We start from the raw sequence: 15,675 nt of genomic DNA on the forward strand, positions 1-15,675 counted from the left end.
TCCTTGAATTCGGGGGTGTAACGTTGGGTGCTCATGGGCTTCCTCCTATGCTCGAATCATAGCGTCGGAGTGTCCACGACACCCGGGGAAGTCCATCATAGCGTCGGAGTGTCCACGACACCCGGGGAAGTGCACATCGCATGTGTCCGTGTGCGGGCGTGGAGTGCCTTGCACGAGAGTGTACTGCCTTGGTTGATTACGGCGTGTTGAAGTCTTCTCCCGCCAGGAGGTGCTCCCGTGTGGTCTGCCTTATCGATTCACGGGTCGCTTCAAACGTCGACTTGACGCTCCCATTCTCCTCATTGCAGTACAGCCCGCGTCGCACCTCGATCATGATCGACTGCACGTGCCCGTCCTTTCGGTAGTAGTCCGTCGGGATCAGCGTTCCGCTGAATGGCCTGTCAATCTCCACTGAATAGCCCTGCCGCAGAAAGGCAGCCGCGAGGTCTTCGCTCAATGCATCCGGCGTATGGTAAGGATCAGTCCCGATGCAGATGTCCGGCCGGTTCCGTGACTGGTCGGGTTCGCTCGGAAGCGGATCGGTCGCAAAGGAGTGGCAGTCGATGATCAGCGCCTCACCGAATCTTTTCAGAAACCCGGCCACCGTTCGGTTCAGAGCGTGGTGATAGGGTACGTAGAGATCCCTGATACGTTGCTCTCGCTCCGCGTCGGATATGCACGCAAGCGGCTGTCCCTCCGTGGTGTGCGTGTATACCACCCCTTGGCCGACCCTGGACATCGGCTCCCGCGAATCATCCGCGAAGCGCTCCGGGTCCATGACTATCCGCGAGAGGCGATTGACGAACCGGATGGCCCCAAGTTCGGAAAGCGAGGAGAAGAGGGTATCCGTGTGCCAGTCCGTCAGGCGGATGATCTCCCGATCGAGCGTTGCTCCATCAACCAGCAGGTGCCTGCGGTAACGCTCCGGCACATGCGTACTCGAATGGGGAATGTGGGCGAGGACGGGAATCGCGGGATTCCCTGCGCCGATGATCTCGAAAGACTTGTCGCTCATGACTGGTGGCTCCGCATCTCGCGCCGGCCGGTCGCAACGGGCTGGTCGAGGAAGCCCTCAAGACGACTGATCGCCGCATCCAGCAGTGCCAGGTGTTGACTGGCGGCCACTGCGGTTGTCGCCATTGCGTACTGGGCAACCTCTATCTCGATCGTAGTGAGAAGTGCTGCCTCGCTGTCGTCAGCGGTGGGCCAGATGGAGATCGTCCTGCCCGAGGGTGTGAAAAGTGTGGTCGATGCACCATCGCAGAGGGGGAAGCCAAAGGTGTCGCGAAGAAATGCCATGCGTTCCCAGGCGCGGGCAACACGCTGCGCGAACGAGGGCGGAAGTGGGCAGGACCGGTGGGTTGGGCGAAACGCCTTCGTATCGTCGCTCTCCTGCCATGTGCCCTGTTCCCCAAACGCGCCCGACTCGCAGTAGCTGATGCGAAAGAAGGGGCTTCGCTTTTCGCCGTCCACAACAATCTCGTGCGCCGTGTACGAATCGCCACATCGAGTGATCGCGGTTGCGGTCTCGTAGTTTGTCGGTGGGGTGATATGCAAAGCCAGTAGGTAGATCTCTTGCCCCACCGTGCGCTCTATCAGTCTGTACACGCTTGCATGGTACTCATCCATGGAGTTGTCCTCCCGCCGCGGCGATCAGGGCATCGGTGTGCGGATTCGTCTCCCACGGGTGTTCGGCGGGGTCCGTATGCCTGCCGAAATGGCCGAGGGTCGCCGTCTTGCGGTAGTTGGGGCGGTTCAGTCGCAGCTCCTCGATGATGCCGCGGGGGCTGAGGTCGAAGACTCGGGGGATCGCTGCCTCCAATGCCGATTCGGCAACGCGTCCGGTGCCGTGCAGGTCCACCGACACCGAGACCGGCTCCGGGTGCCCGATGGCATAGGCAAGCTGCACGGTGCACCGCTCGGCGAGGCCGGCGGCCACTACATGCCGTGCGATGTAGCGCGCGGCGTAGGCCGCCGAGCGATCAACCTTCGACGGGTCCTTGCCGGAGAACGCTCCGCCACCATGGGGGCAGGCGCCACCGTAGGTATCGACGATGATCTTGCGCCCCGTCAGACCCGTGTCTCCCTTTGGCCCGCCAATGCTCCAGGTGCCGGCGGGATTGAGCCATAGCCGGAAATCTGCCGTTCGCATGTCACGGGGGATGACCTCATCGATGACCTGTTCAAGAAGCAGATCCTGAACCTGGGGCAGCGTAACGTCAGGTTCATGCTGCCAGGACAGCACTACCGACTGTACGCCGGCGGGTTTGCCGTCCCGGTAACGGACGGTGACCTGGCTCTTTGCGTCGGGGCGCAGTCCGCTGTTGCCCCGACGCCGCAAGTCGCCGCCCCTGGCGAGCAGGTCGTGGGCGAGCGAGACGGGCAGGGGCATCAGCGCGTCGGTTTCGTTGGTGGCGTAGCCGAACATCATGCCCTGATCGCCAGCGCCGAGCTGCTGGTCGGCCCGATCGACGCCACGTGCGATCTGCGGGCTCTGGTGATTGAAGTGCACGGCGATCCGGCACGTGTCGGGGTCGATATCAAGCTCGCTGCTGCCATAACCGGCGTCGCGAAGTACGGTGCGGACAATGTCCGGCGCGGCTGCCTCGATTTCTCGGAACAGCTCTTCGCCTGCCGTGCGGAATTCGCCCGTGACGATGATGGTGGAATCGGCGGCCAGCGTCTCGCAGGCCACTCTGGCATCGGGGTCGCCGTTAAGAAACGCATCCAGAATGGCGTCGGAAATCTGGTCGCAGAGCTTGTCAGGATGACCGGCCGAGACTGACTCCGACGTGAATAGACCGTTGCGGAAAAGCATTCGTCTTCTCCTCTTTAGCCACTTTGGCGTTCTGCCGGGGGTGGCAATCCGGAACAAATCCCCCCAGCCCGTGAGGCGGGCCAGTCCATGCATTCCTGTCGACATGTAGAGCGTATGTGGGCTAGTCCTTGTACTGCAGGCGGTCGTAGGGCCGCATGAAGGTTCCCGCCTTCCTAAGGAACAGATATTCGTGCAGCACGCCACCGCGCTTGAACCAGACATAGAGGCGGCCGCCTTCCTCCACCTCGATCTGGAAGATGTCGCCCTTGTTCGTCATGCGGCCGAGGTCCTCTTCCGCTTCCTCGAGGCGAGCCTTCATCTCTAGAAAGGCCTCCTGGTATTCTCTTGGCAGGTAGTGCTGGATGGCGTCACCCAGAGTCCTGCGGGCATAGTCGCGACGGCCGTAATACTCGCGCATCTTATTGGGTGCAGGCATGGGCCTTCCTCCTGGATCCGATTCCTATCTGAGCAGCGCAAGGCGGGCGGGCTTGTAGATCTCAAACTCGACGACGGCGTTCTGGCAGAACTCCGCGCCGAGGCGCCGCCCATCTGCCGGAGCAAGCCCGACGGCAAGTAAGCTCGGCTCCGCCGGCCAGTCGCCGTCCGGGACTTCACCATTAGCGGTGACGACCTTCCGCGAGAGGATGGTGAGGATGTGCGCCAGCCGGCCGTTCTGGAATTCGTTCTGCCCTGGGGAAGCCTGATGGCTGTAGGGGTTGTAGGCAGTAATCAGCGTCGCCCAGCGGGTGCCCGTGGCATCGAATAGCTGATCCATCTCCGGAGAGCGCTCTCCTATACGGATCGTGAATGGGTCGGGGGAGCCGTCCACACGGAAGAGCGTGTTGCGATAGGCGAGTTGCAGGTCGCTGGCAATCTGGCTTTCGGACATAAAAAAACCCTCCAGACAATGGAGGGCCGACACATCCCGCACGTTGCTCCTGAGAGCCACATCCGCTTTCGCGATCCACCTTACCCGGGAGAGGCAGGTTGGCTTGGGTGTCGACCCAACTCTTGATGACAAGTTGAAAGGTATACGCTTGCCGGGATGAAAGCAACCGGTGCCTGTGCGCCTACTGTCAGCCGGCTCGCCTCCTGGGTCTGTGTGCTTCTTGTGCGTTTAATGAGGTGCCATGGCGAGTGGCAACTACGTGACGTAGCACTGATGCGGACGGAGAGGGTATAAATCACGGCGAAAATTATCGGGAAACGGTCTTATGGCCAAGAATTTAGGTGTGCCACAGCTTAGAGAAGACCATTTGCTCAAGTGGTGGTCGAAAAAAAGTTAAGAATAACAGAGTTTTGTGTATTTTTCGCGCTACGCGAGATCTGCGCGCCCATCCCCAACATCCCGCCCCAGATTTCGCGTACAGCGCCAGTCCAGAATTATGCGTCAATAATCCAGCCCTTCTGTCAATAATCCAGTGTTATGCGTCCATGGCCACCAAGCCCCGATGAATCGGACACCTCGTCTGCAAAAATCTTTGACATAGTGTTCGTCATACACTAAGTTCATGCGACTGACATGAACCAACGGTAGCTCCCTTGGCCTTTTCGGCGCACTCCCAAACCGTCTCAACTGACGTGGTGTTGTTCACCATCCGCGATGACCGGCTGATGGTGTTGCTGGTGCGTCGGCCGCGGGAGCCGTTCGGCGGCTACTGGGCCTTGCCTGGCGGTCTCGTGCACGAGCAGGAAGACCTGGACGACTGCGCCGCCCGGGTATTGCAGGCCAAGGCCGCCGTTTCAGGCATCTATCTGGAGCAGTTGTACTCGTTCGGACGGCCTGGTCGTGACCCGCGTGGTCGGGTGATCACGGTTACCTACTACGCGCTGGCGCCGACCAATCGTCTGGGCGAGACGGTGATGAAGGATTCGGACGACCGCTGCTGGGCGCCGGTGGATCAGCTGCCCGCGTTGGCGTTCGACCACAATGAAATCGTTCCTCTGGCGCATCAGCGGCTGGCGGCCAAGCTTGAGTATTCGACCATCGCCCTGCAGTTCATGGGCGAGCGTTTCACGCTGAGCGAGTTGCAGACGGTGTATGAGGTGATTCTGGGCGAGAGCCTGGACAAGCGTAATTTCCGTAGGCGTTTGCAGGGTCTGCGTTGTATCGAGGAAACCGGTGAATGGTTCCGTGGTGGCAGCCATCGACCGGCACGGCTTTACCGGGTGCGTCAGCCCGGTCGAGTCGACATCATCAAGTGACGAGGGCCCATAGGCCAGAGGTTGACCATGAATGAGCGGCAGTCAGTTGGCATGAACAGGCCCGAAGTGGCCCGCAGGGAGGCGTTCGGCACGGACGAAACGCTGCAAGCCGGCGAGCGCGACCTGCTGATGCACCGCATTCGCAAGAACTTGCGAGAGCATGACGCCGTGCTGGTTGCGCATTATTACACCGCATCCGACATTCAGCGTCTGGCTGACGAAACCGGGGGCATCGTGTCCGACTCCCTTGAGATGGCCCGATTCGGTTATGAGCACCCGGCCAGTACCGTGGTGGTGGCCGGTGTGCGCTTCATGGGTGAGACGGCCAAGATACTGAGCCCCGAAAAGCGCGTGATCATGCCGACCCAGGAGGCCACTTGCTCCCTGGATATCGGTTGCCCGGCGGATGAGTTCGCGGCGTTCTGTGATGAGCATCCGGATCGCACCGTGGTGGTCTACGCCAATACCAGTGCGGCGGTGAAGGCACGGGCGGACTGGGTGGTGACGTCCAGTATCGCCCTGGACGTGATTCGTCATTTGCACGCCCAGGGCGAGAAAATCCTCTGGGCGCCGGACAAGCACCTGGGTGATTACGTCCAGCGGCAGACCGGGGCCGACATGCTGATGTGGGACGGCGCCTGCATCGTTCACGAAGAGTTCAAGGCGGTGGAGCTTGAGGCGCTGCGCGGTCAGCTCCCCGATGCCAAGGTGCTCGCCCACCCCGAATCTCCTGCTGGTGTGCTTGATCAGGCTGATGTCATCGGTTCCACCACACAATTGCTGCGGGCAGTCACCGAACTGGACGCCACGACATTCATCGTCGCCACCGACAACGGTTTGTTCCACAAGATGCGCGAGGCGGCACCTGGCAAGCAGCTGATCGAGGCCCCAACCGCGGGGCGCAGTGCAACTTGCAACTCCTGCGCGCACTGTCCCTGGATGGCCATGAATGGCTTGCGCAATCTCGATGCCGCCCTGCGGACCGGGGCCGACGAGATTCATGTGGATCCAGCGGTCGCAAAGCGGGCAATGGTGTCCCTGGGGCGTATGCTCGATTTCGGTCGTGAGCAGAAAAAGCAGATCGCCGGAGCCGGCGACGCCTGAGCATTTAATTGACCCACAGAGAAAAAGCCGCCGACCAGGGGGGGTGGCCGGCGGCTTCCTTTGCTGACGAACTCTGACTAAGTGTCAGATAACGACGGTCTTACCAACCGTCATCATCGTCGTCGTCGTCATCATCGTCGTCATCCCACTGGACGGTATCGACCGAATCAATGGCTGCGCCGTCGCCCGCTTCGCCCTGGTCGACCTGACCGGCTTGGGCAATACCCGCAGCACTCATCAGAAATGCGACGATCATGGCGAGAAGGGCGAAACGAAGCTTGCTGATTGCAGTCATGAAACCTCCTTCAGGTTTGCTTGCAAAGGTGAGTCCGAAGACTCGCTTGAGAGGTTTGCATGCTGCGTGCCAGTCAGTGAATTTCATTGAAAACAGTCACTTGAATTTTCGGCTTCTCCAGGCCAGCCATTGAGCAGGTGTGTCAGGCTGGCGCATGTGCCGCCGCCGCATGACGCCTGATCACGACGCCGGTACCGCCCCTGGCAACAGGCTCCGCCCGCAGTCCCGTAGGTAGGCCGCATAATTCTCCGGATAACGACGGTAATAGTCCTGGTGATAGGGCTCGGCGGGGTAGAACGGCCCGGCGGGTCGCACGCGGGTGACGATGACCTGGTCCGGGTACTTGTCCTTGACCTCATCCAGCATCTCCCGGGCGATTCGGTGCTGGTCTTCGTCGTGGTAGAAAATGCTTGGGCAGAATTGCGGCCCGACGTCGCAGAACTGACGGTTGGAGGTGGTCGGGTCGATGTGTTGCCAGTACAGTGCCAGCAGCGTGCCATAGGTGACTCGCTCGGGCTCGAACAGCACCTGGACCGCCTCGACATGGTCAGTCGTGCCACTTGAGACCAACTCGTAGTTAGGGTTCTCCACATGGCCCCCCGTGTAGCCGACCCGGGTGGCCAGTACACCTGGTACGGGATCGAAAAGGGGTTGCATGCACCAGAAACAGCCGCCTGCCAGCGTGGCCATTGCGTGGATTGCACTCATCAAGACAGATTCCCCGCCTTGCTGTTCTGCGCTCCTGCAGGGTGACTATGGAACCAATTCATTGATAATGACCTCTGCGACTTGGTGTCGCCGCAATCAGCAGTATAGAAAACCCACAGGGGAGGGCGAATGCGACAGCTCATCGGGCTCGTGGAAAAAGGCAAGGTGCCGGACAGCCTGGTGCGTCTGGGTATCCGCCAGTTACTGCAGGAGCGGCTGAAGGAAGAGGGCGGCGATTGCGAGCAGCGCAATGAACGACTCCATGAACTGATCGCGTCGATGAACGCCAGCCCGGTGGCTATGTCCACCGATGCCGCCAATGAGCAGCACTACGAGTTGCCGGCCGGCTTCTTCGAACGCGTGCTGGGTGCACACCTGAAATACTCCTGCTGCCTGTATCCCAAAGGGGACGAGACCCTCGAGCAGGCGGAGGCGGCCATGCTCGCGGTCACGTGCGAGCGGGCGGGCCTGGAGGACGGCCAGGATGTGCTCGAGCTCGGGTGCGGTTGGGGTGCCCTGTCGCTGTGGATGGCGCGGCATTACCCGGCGAGCCGCATCACCGTCGTGTCGAACTCGGCTTCGCAGCGGGAATTCATCGAGCACCAGCGCGATCAGGCCGGTTTGACGAACCTCACTGTCATCACCGCGGACATGAACGAGTTCACCACCGAGCAACGCTTTGATCGCGTTGTCTCGCTGGAGATGTTCGAGCACATGCGTAACTGGCAGGAGTTGATGCGGCGTGTCAGTACCTGGCTGCATCCGGGTGGCCGGTTATTCATACACATCTTCTGTCATCGCGATCTGGCCTATGTGTTCGAGACCGAGGGCGAGAACGACTGGATGGGCCGTCACTTCTTCACCGACGGCCTGATGCCCTCGGATGCCCTGCCGCTGCATTTCCAGGATCACTTGCGTTTGCGCCGGCGCTGGCGGGTCAACGGCCGCCATTACGAGCGCACCTGCAATCAGTGGCTTGAGCGCATGGATGCCGCCGAGGCGGAGATCGAACCCATCTTCTCTCGCGTCTATGGCGCCGATGAGATCAGTCGTTGGGTGAACCGCTGGCGGGTCTTTTTCATGGCCTGCGCCGAGTTGTTCGGCTATCGCAATGGCGACGAATGGTACGTGTCCCACTACCTGTTCGAGCGGCCTGAATGATCGCCGGTCTGCGGCTCTTTTTTGCTGCGGTTCTGGTGGCGATGGTCGCCATTATCCTGTTTGCCAGTGCTGATCGCGGCATTGGTGAAGCGCTGGCTGACCTGGGCCGCGACCCCTGGGTGCAGGCCGCACTCATGGATGCGTACTTCGGCTTTCTAACCATCTGGTTGTGGATGGCCTATAAGGAACCCACCTGGCTGCGCCGGATCGGCTGGCTGATCGCGGTACTCCTGACGGGCAACGTGGCCATCGCGATCTATCTCCTGATTCAGCTGTTTTCCCTGCGTCCGGGCGACGGCATCGAGGCCTTGCTGCTTCGCCGGGACCGGGCCGACGCCGCTTAGGGGGCGACAGCTGTAACACGGCTGTCATGGATGCATGTTGCACTGTGCGCCTCGAGGCGAAAACGAGGTGCAAGCGCAATGTGGTTACGCTGTCTTCCGTTGGCGCTCCTGTTGATCTGCGGGCTGGCCACTGCCACCCCGCCCCAATGGACGGACGCGGCCGACGAGACCTACGCCACGGATGAACGTGCGCGGATCGGTGTGGACCATCTTGAGGCCAATGGTGATTACGAAGCCGCCTATCCGTGGTTTCTATCCGCCGCCGAAGACGGGTCGCCCCTGGCCAGCGCCAACCTGGGCTGGTTCTACGAGGAGGGCCTGGGCGTCGAGCAGGACGGCGACCGCGCTGTTCACTGGTACGGGCGGGCGGCTGAGACCGGAGCCGTCCGCTACAGCCTCCATGTGGCCTGGATCTACCTGGAAGGGCGACTGGTCGGGCGTGACCGGGCGCAGGCCGAGCAGTGGTTTCGTTTCGGCATAGAGCGGGATTTACCACAGGCCAAACTGGCCCTGGGATCGGTGTACTACGCTGATATTCTTGGCGGCCGGGAAGGCCTGGGCCCTGAAGCCGAGGCCTTGCTGCTGGATGCCCTGGAAGACGGAATGGTTTACGCCACGCGATTCCTCGGTCGCATGTATCTGGACGGCATCGGTGTGGAGCGTGACGTTGCCCGGGGCCTGAGCGCGGTGCGGCTGGGTGCGGAGTCGCGGGACCCGGATATGCAATCACTGCTCGCCCTGCTGCTGGCCCGGGGTGACGTCATTGAGGCCGATCCGGTGGAGGCGAACAAGTGGGCCGCCCTGGCAGCGGCAGCGGGTGATGAGCAGGCTGCAGAACTGCAACACACCCTGGAGCAGACCATGCTTTCTGACGACGAGAAGGCGGAATCCCTTGAGCGGGCGCGGGTCTGGGCTGAGGAGCAGTCAGTGCCGGCACCCTGACGGCGGGGTGTTCGGTATGCAGTTTCGATATTTGTTTAGAGATATCGATTCCTTTTTCATCTAAGTGGTCGGCGCTAAGGTGTTGGACCTGTATCCTTCACCGGAGCGAGACCGACACCATGGCGTCCACAGCCCAACAGGCAGTCCGCCCAGCGCCGAACCATGATGACTACCAGTCTCTGCAGGGGGTGAGTCAGGAACTGGAACGACTCTCAGCTGAAGACCGGGTCAGCTGGGGGCTTGAGCGTTTCTGCGGTCGTATCGTGCTGAGTTCCAGCTTCGGTGCCCAGTCGGCTGTGTCGCTGCACTTGGTGACGTCGCAGCGGCCGGATATCCCAGTGGTACTCGTTGATACCGGTTATCTGTTTCCGGAAACCTACCGTTTTATCGATACCCTGACGGAGCGCCTGCGGTTGAATCTGCAGGTATTCCGCCCGGAACTGTCCCCAGCCTGGCAGGAGGCGCGCTATGGCAGACTGTGGGAGGCGGGCACACAGGGAATTGATCGATACAACCGCATCAACAAGGTCGAGCCCATGCGTCGGGCCCTCAGCGACCTGGGTGCCGACGCCTGGTTTGCCGGCTTGCGCCGGCAGCAGGCGGGCAGCCGTGCCACTCGCAGTGTGGTCGAGCAGCAGAACGGCCGCATCAAGATTCATCCCATCATCGACTGGACGGACCGCGACGTTTACCAGTACCTGAAAGGGCACGGGCTTCCCTATCATCCGCTGTGGCACGAGGGTTACGTCTCGATCGGCGACGTTCACACTACCCGTCGCATCACTGCGGACATGAGCGAAGAGGAAACCCGCTTCTTCGGCCTGAAGCGTGAGTGCGGATTGCATGAGTTGGTGTGATCGGGGAGTGATCGGGCGTCGGCTCGGTGCGTTACGCGCTTCGCGCTAACGCACCCTACATTACGCCGTGCCTGTCGTAGGGTGCGTTAGGCCGAAGGCCGTAACGCACCGTCAACAAACAACCATGTTCCCTATAAATCCAGCGTCAGCCGTCCCCGGCGCTCGAATGGCCGTGTCCCGCGGATCAGCGTACCGTAATCGACCTCGCCGCGCAGTTCATAGGCGAGCTGCCGGGTACTTCCGTCCATCTTCTGCATCAACTCGGGCAGGGATTGCAGCAGTCTCGTGCGCACCTCAAGGTGAACGGGCAGCTCGGTATTGGCCGGCAGGGTAAAGCGCTCTTCCGACTTGCCGTCAGCCAGCGGAATGCCCTCCAGATCCACCGAGTAGCGCAGCTCCCGCACCGGCAGCGCGCGGTTGTTGGGGTTGTCCACCAGCAAGGTCAGCCGAAAGCGCTGTTCCGTGAGCCCGAGTTGCAGCAATTCCACGCTGTCCAGCTTGTAGGTCGGTTCCTTGATCTCCGGTTGCAGGGCTGCGCAACCGCCGAGTAGAACAGCGGCAAAGGTGAGAATTGCGAGTGCGCCGCGTAGGATCATGGACGGGAGTCTCCGGTGTCGGGTCTGAGGGCGTGTCCAGTGTAACCCAAGCTAGGGAGAACCACTGCCGGCCATCGTGGTCGTAACCCGCTCCTGCCACTGTTACAGGCAAGCGCATGAATAGCTCAATCAATCTGGTAGACGCCCCCGCTGCGACTGTGTCGGCTGCCGATGCGGCCATTGTCACGGCCCGTGGCCTCACCAAGCGCTATGGCGAGACTGAGGTGGTGAGAGGCATCGATCTGGATGTGCGTCCGGGAGAGTGCTTCGGGCTGCTCGGTCCCAACGGCGCGGGCAAGACCACAACCCTGCGCATGCTGCTCGGGCTCACCCCGCCCACTGACGGCACCCTTGAGGTGCTGGGCGAGCCCGTCCCATCCCGTGCCCGGGAGGCCCGCGTGCGCATCGGCATCGTTCCCCAGGCGGATAACCTGGATCCGGATTTCACCGTTCGCGAGAACCTGGTCACCTATGCCAGCTACTTCGGCTACAAGCCCGCTGAGGTGGCGGACCGTATCGACGATCTGCTGCGTTTCGCCAACCTGGAGGGGCGGGCGGATTCGCCGATTCAGGCACTGTCCGGCGGCATGAAGCGTCGACTGTCCCTGGCGCGGGCGCTGATCAACGATCCGGCCCTGGTGGTGCTCGATGAGCCGAGCACAGGGCTCGATCCCCAGGCGCGTCAGCATATCTGGCAGCGCTTGCTGGCCCTGCTCTCCCGGGGCTGCACGCTCATTCTGACCACGCACTACATGGAAGAGGCCGAGCGGCTTTGTGATCGCCTGGCCATCGTGGACGACGGCCGCATCGTCGCGAGCGGCAGTCCACGCGAACTGGTGGCAGAACACATCGAGCCCCATGTGTTCGAGTTGCGCGGTGCCGATGCAGAGCGCTGGCACCGGGAGGGGGAGCAGCTGGCCGACCGGGCCGAGCGGGTCGGGGATACGCTGCTGTTGTATGCGGTGGATCCCGAGCCGGTGCATGCCGCGCTGAACGCCGATGCCAGCCTGCGCTACTGGCACCGCCCGGCCAATCTGGAAGATGTCTTCCTGCGGCTGACCGGCCGTGATCTGCGGGACTGAAAGAAGAGTCTAATTCATGCTGCCCGAGCTTTCGCTGCGCTTTATCCCTATCTGGAAACGCAACCTGCGCGTCTGGCGCAAGTTGATGGTGCCGTCCATTCTCGGCAACTTCGGGGAACCGCTGCTCTACCTGATCGTGTTGGGATACGGTTTCGGGCGGCTCGTCGGTGATGTGAATGATCTTCCCTACATGGTCTTCCTGGCGTCGGGCATCATCTGCTCCAGCGCCATGTTCACGGCAAGCTTCGAGGCGCTGTATTCCGCCTACACCCGCATGACCATCCAGCAGACCTGGGGCGCCATGCTGGACGCCCCGCTGCGGGTCGATGACGTCGTGCTTGGCGAAATCGTCTGGGCGGCCACCAAGGCGCTCATGGGTGCCACGGCCATGCTGGTGGTAGCCTCTTTGCTCGGCCTGGTCGCCGGGCCCATTGCGGTGCTCGTGCTGCCACTGATCTTTCTCGCCGGTTTATGCTTCGGCGGCTGCGCCATGGTGATTACGGCGATCTCACGGAGCTACGACTTCTTTCTCTACTACTTCACCCTGGTGATGACTCCCATGCTGTTGCTGAGCGGGGTGTTCTTTCCCCTGCAAGAGCTGCCCGCGCTGGTGGCCGCAGCGGCCTACGGTCTGCCGCTGGTGCATGTGGTCTCGGTCGCCAGACCGCTAATGGTGGGAGAGGCGCTTCCCTTACTCTGGCCGCTACACGTTCTTGTAGTTGCAGTTTTCGCTTCTGGGGCGATCGTGCTGTCCACCTGGTTGTTGCGCCGCCGTCTTGCCAGTTGACCGCCGGCGGCGATCACCCCTGCGGCTGTGGCGCCGAACGTCTCGACGTCTACCCTTACCCTAGGCGCGATCTGTCTATCAGCATCCCGCGCTGCGAAGTGGCGGCGGCCTTGCCGCCCGCCACGACATCCAGGCCGCCACAGGCTGCGGATCGAGGCGGGCCAATGGATCACTTGAGCATGACTCCGGGAGAGGCCTGCTGGCTGGCGTGGCTCAACCTGCACTGCCCGGTTTCTGTTCGCTACAACACCAGCCCGGCCAGTCGGGCATCCGTCAAGGAATTGCGGGTTGCCTGGCACACAACGCCGCTGGGCTGCCTGTTCGTGGCAGGAACCTCGCGCGGCATCTCCCAGTTGCTGTTCCGGCGGCCCGGGGTGTCCGATGCGCTGTTGCGCCGGCAACTGTTGCGGCAGTGGCCGGGCCTGAGCATGGTGACTGATCCCGACGGTACGGCGAGAATGCTTGCCCCCTTGCTTGGGGCAGGTCTGTCTGCCGGGGTCGAGCTGGATGTTATCGCCACGCCATTTCAGGCGCGGGTCTGGCAAGCGCTGCTGGAAGTCGGGCCCGGGGCAACGGTGAGCTACGGTGAACTGGCCACGCGTATCGGCCGGCCCACCGCGTTCCGCGCCGTGGGCCGCGCCGTTGGTGCCAATCCGGTGGCCCTGTTGATCCCCTGCCACCGTGTCGTCCCGGCCACCGGCGGCGTCGGCAATTATCGCTGGGGTGTTTCCCGCAAGCGTCGGCTGTTGTCGGTAGAGTCCCGTCTGTCGGCGCTGGCCAGCTAGAACCGGAGCTGCAGCCCCGTTGCCAGAATGTTCAGCCGGCTGTCCGGGTAGCCCCGGTTTCGATCCTGATACTGGTAGCCAACGTACCAGCGCAGGCCGGCGTCGAACTCCCTGATCCAGGCAATGGTGTAGCTCTGCAGAGAGAAATCGTCATCGCGGGCGTTCATGTAGGCACCGGCCAGCCACAGCACGCCCGCGGTGTAGCGCTGATGCAGGGTCAGCATGTGATGGCGGATGTCGGTGTCGATGACTTCGGTGAGCAAGTCGACGCCGTCGTCGGTATCGGCAACTGCGAAGGGGTAGACGGCGCCATCCTCATCGCGGATACGGACGTCCTCGTACTGGTAGCCGATGCCCGCTTCCCCGGCATCGTAGCGAATGCCAAGCTTCAGGTTTCGGTTCTCGCCGGAGCGCGCTGCGTCATTCCAGGCGTAGCCGCCTGCAACCTCCCAGGCGCCGTCGAAGTAGACCAGGCCGACGTTGTAGTCTCCCTCGTCTTCGCTGCGTTCATCCAGGCTGAACTGGCCGATGGCCTGGAAACCGCCGAGCATGGGCGTGCGGTATTCCAGATGCCGGCTACGGAAGCTGTTGTGTCCATACTGCCCGCCGGACATGCCACCATTGCGTCGCTGCTCGAGGAATGTGCCGGTCAGCTCGTCCCAGTTCGGGCCGCCGGCGCGCTGATAGGCGCTTTCCATGCGACCGGCGAGAATGGTGCCGAAGGCAGTCTGCACCCCGGCCCAGCCCTGGCGGATGAACACCGGGTCATCGTCGCGGTCCCAGTCGGTCAGGTCGAAGCCCAGTTCCAGCCGACCGACGCCGGTGAGACCGTCGACAATCTCCCGCTGTGCGGCGGCGCCGAGAAAGCTGCCGTCCCGTTCGTCGCTCAGAGCGCGCAGGCTCTCGTCGGAGCCGTCGATGCTGGCCACGCCGGCGTGAAACTGGCCGTACAGGCTGACCTCGGCAGCGGCGGGCATGGCAGCCAGTGTGGTGAGAAGCAGGCAACCGCATACGGTGGCGATGGGCGAAGTGGGGAGACGAGGCGGGCAGGTCCGGTCTGCAGTCACTGGCTACTCCTGGCTGATCGATGATTGCCGCATTCTTGCCCACCGATTGGCGGGCATCAAGCGATCGATGCCCGGGACGGTCCCGTCAATGCATCAAATCAAGGAGTGTTACCGGCCCCATGCAACAGCGTTCAGGGTTCATCGCAGTGGTCGTGTTGTTGGCGGGTTTGGGTTTTGGCGGTGCCACTGCGCAGGCCAATCCGCCGGAGCGGGGAGGGTGGTCTGCCGGCATGGGTGTGGTGGCCAGCAGCCGCCCCTATCCCGGCAGCAGCAGCGACGTGACCGGGATACCGTTCATCGGCTATGAGGGGCGTCGCGCCTATTTGCGCGGTCTTGTTGCCGGCGTGCGTCAACCGGGGCCGGGCTCAGCGGAGTTCGACCTGTTCCTGCGGGCGCGAATGCAGCGCTACAACCAGTCTGATGCGCCGGTTGTGGAGGGGATGGACAGCCGGCGGCGCACCGCCGAGGCCGGGGTCGGAGTCTCCGTCGGGCCGCCCTGGCTGCGTGGTGATGCACGATTGGCGACGGATATTCTGGGGCGGCATGACGGCCAGGAACTGACCTTGTCGTTGTCGAACCCCCAGCGGGTCGGACAGACCCTGGTGCGGGTATTCGCTGGCGGCAGCTGGCAGTCGGCGGACCTGACTGGTTACTACTATGGAGTGCGGCGCAGCGAGGAGCGGGAGGGCCGTCCGGCCTATCGTCCGGGGGCCGCCTGGAACTGGCGCGCAGGGGTCTTTCTTCAACGCCGTTTTGCCGGCCGCTGGTCAGGTGTCGCGGTGGTTCAGCATGAATGGCTCGACGATAATCTACGGCGTAGCCCGATCGTGGATGGCAACCGGCGTTGGTTCGTGCTGGCCGCAGCGACGTACAGCTTCTAAAAAAAAGCCGGCAGCGGAGCTGCCGGCAGTAGCGCTTGGACCC

The 15,675-nt window shown here is 62.4% G+C and carries 19 protein-coding genes and 1 riboswitch; of the genes, 10 read left to right on the plus strand and 9 right to left on the minus strand.

The features are described from left to right. Positions 1-196: 196 nt before the first annotated feature. From J2T57_RS20610 to J2T57_RS20630, 5 genes are all read right to left on the minus strand, one after another. Positions 197-1,015, minus strand: coding sequence for an N-formylglutamate amidohydrolase (locus J2T57_RS20610; protein WP_253484761.1), 819 nt, complete (start codon positions 1,013-1,015; stop codon positions 197-199). After that, the gene (locus J2T57_RS20615; RefSeq protein WP_253484774.1) at positions 1,012-1,629 is read right to left on the minus strand and encodes a hypothetical protein; all 618 of its coding nucleotides are present in this window, start codon (positions 1,627-1,629) and stop codon (positions 1,012-1,014) included. Before J2T57_RS20615 ends, J2T57_RS20610 begins: the two co-directional genes overlap by 4 nt. Then, the gene (gene metK / locus J2T57_RS20620) at positions 1,622-2,818 is read right to left on the minus strand and encodes a methionine adenosyltransferase (protein ID WP_253484791.1); all 1,197 of its coding nucleotides are present in this window, start codon (positions 2,816-2,818) and stop codon (positions 1,622-1,624) included. The genes J2T57_RS20615 and metK overlap by 8 nt, the downstream gene beginning before the upstream one ends. A gap of 121 nt (positions 2,819-2,939) precedes the next feature. Further along, on the minus strand, positions 2,940-3,254 hold the full coding sequence (locus J2T57_RS20625) for a hypothetical protein (RefSeq protein WP_253484795.1): 315 nt from the start codon (positions 3,252-3,254) through the stop codon (positions 2,940-2,942). A 24-nt stretch (positions 3,255-3,278) separates the two neighbouring features. After that, positions 3,279-3,707, minus strand: coding sequence for a DUF3293 domain-containing protein (locus tag J2T57_RS20630; protein ID WP_253484798.1), 429 nt, complete (start codon positions 3,705-3,707; stop codon positions 3,279-3,281). A 29-nt stretch (positions 3,708-3,736) separates the two neighbouring features. Continuing rightward, positions 3,737-3,841, minus strand: a riboswitch (SAM-I-IV-variant riboswitch). A 558-nt stretch (positions 3,842-4,399) separates the two neighbouring features. On the opposite strand from J2T57_RS20630, the gene J2T57_RS20635 reads away from it, so the two are divergent. Together J2T57_RS20635 and nadA are read left to right on the plus strand one after the other, a co-directional pair. Beyond that, a complete protein-coding gene (locus tag J2T57_RS20635; RefSeq protein ID WP_253484800.1) occupies positions 4,400-5,023 on the plus strand; it encodes an NUDIX hydrolase in 624 nt (207 codons plus the stop codon). Between the two features lie 51 nt (positions 5,024-5,074). Next, positions 5,075-6,127 (plus strand): quinolinate synthase NadA, encoded by a 1,053-nt coding sequence (gene nadA / locus J2T57_RS20640; protein ID WP_253484803.1) that lies wholly within the window; start codon positions 5,075-5,077, stop codon positions 6,125-6,127. Between the two features lie 100 nt (positions 6,128-6,227). On the opposite strand, the gene J2T57_RS20645 is transcribed toward nadA, so the two are convergent. Together J2T57_RS20645 and msrA are read right to left on the minus strand one after the other, a co-directional pair. Beyond that, positions 6,228-6,422: a hypothetical protein gene (locus tag J2T57_RS20645; protein ID WP_253484806.1), complete on the minus strand. Its 195-nt coding sequence runs from the start codon at positions 6,420-6,422 to the stop codon at positions 6,228-6,230. A 180-nt stretch (positions 6,423-6,602) separates the two neighbouring features. Beyond that, positions 6,603-7,130: a peptide-methionine (S)-S-oxide reductase MsrA gene (gene msrA / locus J2T57_RS20650; protein ID WP_253484825.1), complete on the minus strand. Its 528-nt coding sequence runs from the start codon at positions 7,128-7,130 to the stop codon at positions 6,603-6,605. A gap of 129 nt (positions 7,131-7,259) precedes the next feature. Between msrA and J2T57_RS20655 the strand changes: the two genes are divergently transcribed. The 4 genes from J2T57_RS20655 to J2T57_RS20670 all read left to right on the plus strand — a co-directional run bounded on the left by J2T57_RS20655 (position 7,260) and on the right by J2T57_RS20670 (position 10,434). Beyond that, positions 7,260-8,291: an SAM-dependent methyltransferase gene (locus J2T57_RS20655; protein ID WP_253484828.1), complete on the plus strand. Its 1,032-nt coding sequence runs from the start codon at positions 7,260-7,262 to the stop codon at positions 8,289-8,291. After that, on the plus strand, positions 8,288-8,635 hold the full coding sequence (locus tag J2T57_RS20660) for a DUF1475 family protein (RefSeq protein ID WP_253484831.1): 348 nt from the start codon (positions 8,288-8,290) through the stop codon (positions 8,633-8,635). The genes J2T57_RS20655 and J2T57_RS20660 overlap by 4 nt, the downstream gene beginning before the upstream one ends. Positions 8,636-8,713: 78 nt before the next feature. Continuing rightward, complete coding sequence (locus J2T57_RS20665) at positions 8,714-9,577, plus strand: tetratricopeptide repeat protein (protein WP_253484834.1); 864 nt, start codon at positions 8,714-8,716, stop codon at positions 9,575-9,577. Positions 9,578-9,696: 119 nt separating this feature from the next. Then, positions 9,697-10,434: a phosphoadenylyl-sulfate reductase gene (locus J2T57_RS20670; protein ID WP_253484837.1), complete on the plus strand. Its 738-nt coding sequence runs from the start codon at positions 9,697-9,699 to the stop codon at positions 10,432-10,434. Positions 10,435-10,565: 131 nt separating this feature from the next. On the opposite strand, the gene J2T57_RS20675 is transcribed toward J2T57_RS20670, so the two are convergent. Then, positions 10,566-11,030 carry an LEA/WHy family protein gene (locus J2T57_RS20675; protein ID WP_253484840.1) on the minus strand — a complete coding sequence of 155 codons (465 nt, stop codon included), beginning with the start codon at positions 11,028-11,030 and terminating at the stop codon, positions 10,566-10,568. Between the two features lie 116 nt (positions 11,031-11,146). On the opposite strand from J2T57_RS20675, the gene J2T57_RS20680 reads away from it, so the two are divergent. The 3 genes from J2T57_RS20680 to J2T57_RS20690 all read left to right on the plus strand — a co-directional run bounded on the left by J2T57_RS20680 (position 11,147) and on the right by J2T57_RS20690 (position 13,684). Beyond that, a complete protein-coding gene (locus J2T57_RS20680; RefSeq protein ID WP_253484855.1) occupies positions 11,147-12,112 on the plus strand; it encodes an ATP-binding cassette domain-containing protein in 966 nt (321 codons plus the stop codon). Positions 12,113-12,128: 16 nt separating this feature from the next. Then, positions 12,129-12,899 (plus strand): ABC transporter permease, encoded by a 771-nt coding sequence (locus J2T57_RS20685; RefSeq protein WP_253484871.1) that lies wholly within the window; start codon positions 12,129-12,131, stop codon positions 12,897-12,899. Positions 12,900-13,078: 179 nt separating this feature from the next. After that, positions 13,079-13,684, plus strand: a complete 606-nt coding sequence (locus tag J2T57_RS20690; protein WP_253484874.1) for a methylated-DNA--[protein]-cysteine S-methyltransferase — start codon at positions 13,079-13,081, stop codon at positions 13,682-13,684. Here the strand turns inward: J2T57_RS20690 and J2T57_RS20695 are convergent. After that, a complete protein-coding gene (locus tag J2T57_RS20695; RefSeq protein WP_253484877.1) occupies positions 13,681-14,751 on the minus strand; it encodes a porin in 1,071 nt (356 codons plus the stop codon). The genes J2T57_RS20690 and J2T57_RS20695 overlap by 4 nt on opposite strands. Before the next feature lie 119 nt (positions 14,752-14,870). On the opposite strand from J2T57_RS20695, the gene J2T57_RS20700 reads away from it, so the two are divergent. Beyond that, positions 14,871-15,632, plus strand: a complete 762-nt coding sequence (locus tag J2T57_RS20700) for a MipA/OmpV family protein (protein ID WP_253484880.1) — start codon at positions 14,871-14,873, stop codon at positions 15,630-15,632. The last annotated feature ends 43 nt before the right edge of the window (positions 15,633-15,675 follow it).

The sequence above is a fragment of the Natronocella acetinitrilica genome (genome assembly GCF_024170285.1).
Lineage (GTDB): Bacteria > Pseudomonadota > Gammaproteobacteria > Nitrococcales > Aquisalimonadaceae > Natronocella > Natronocella acetinitrilica.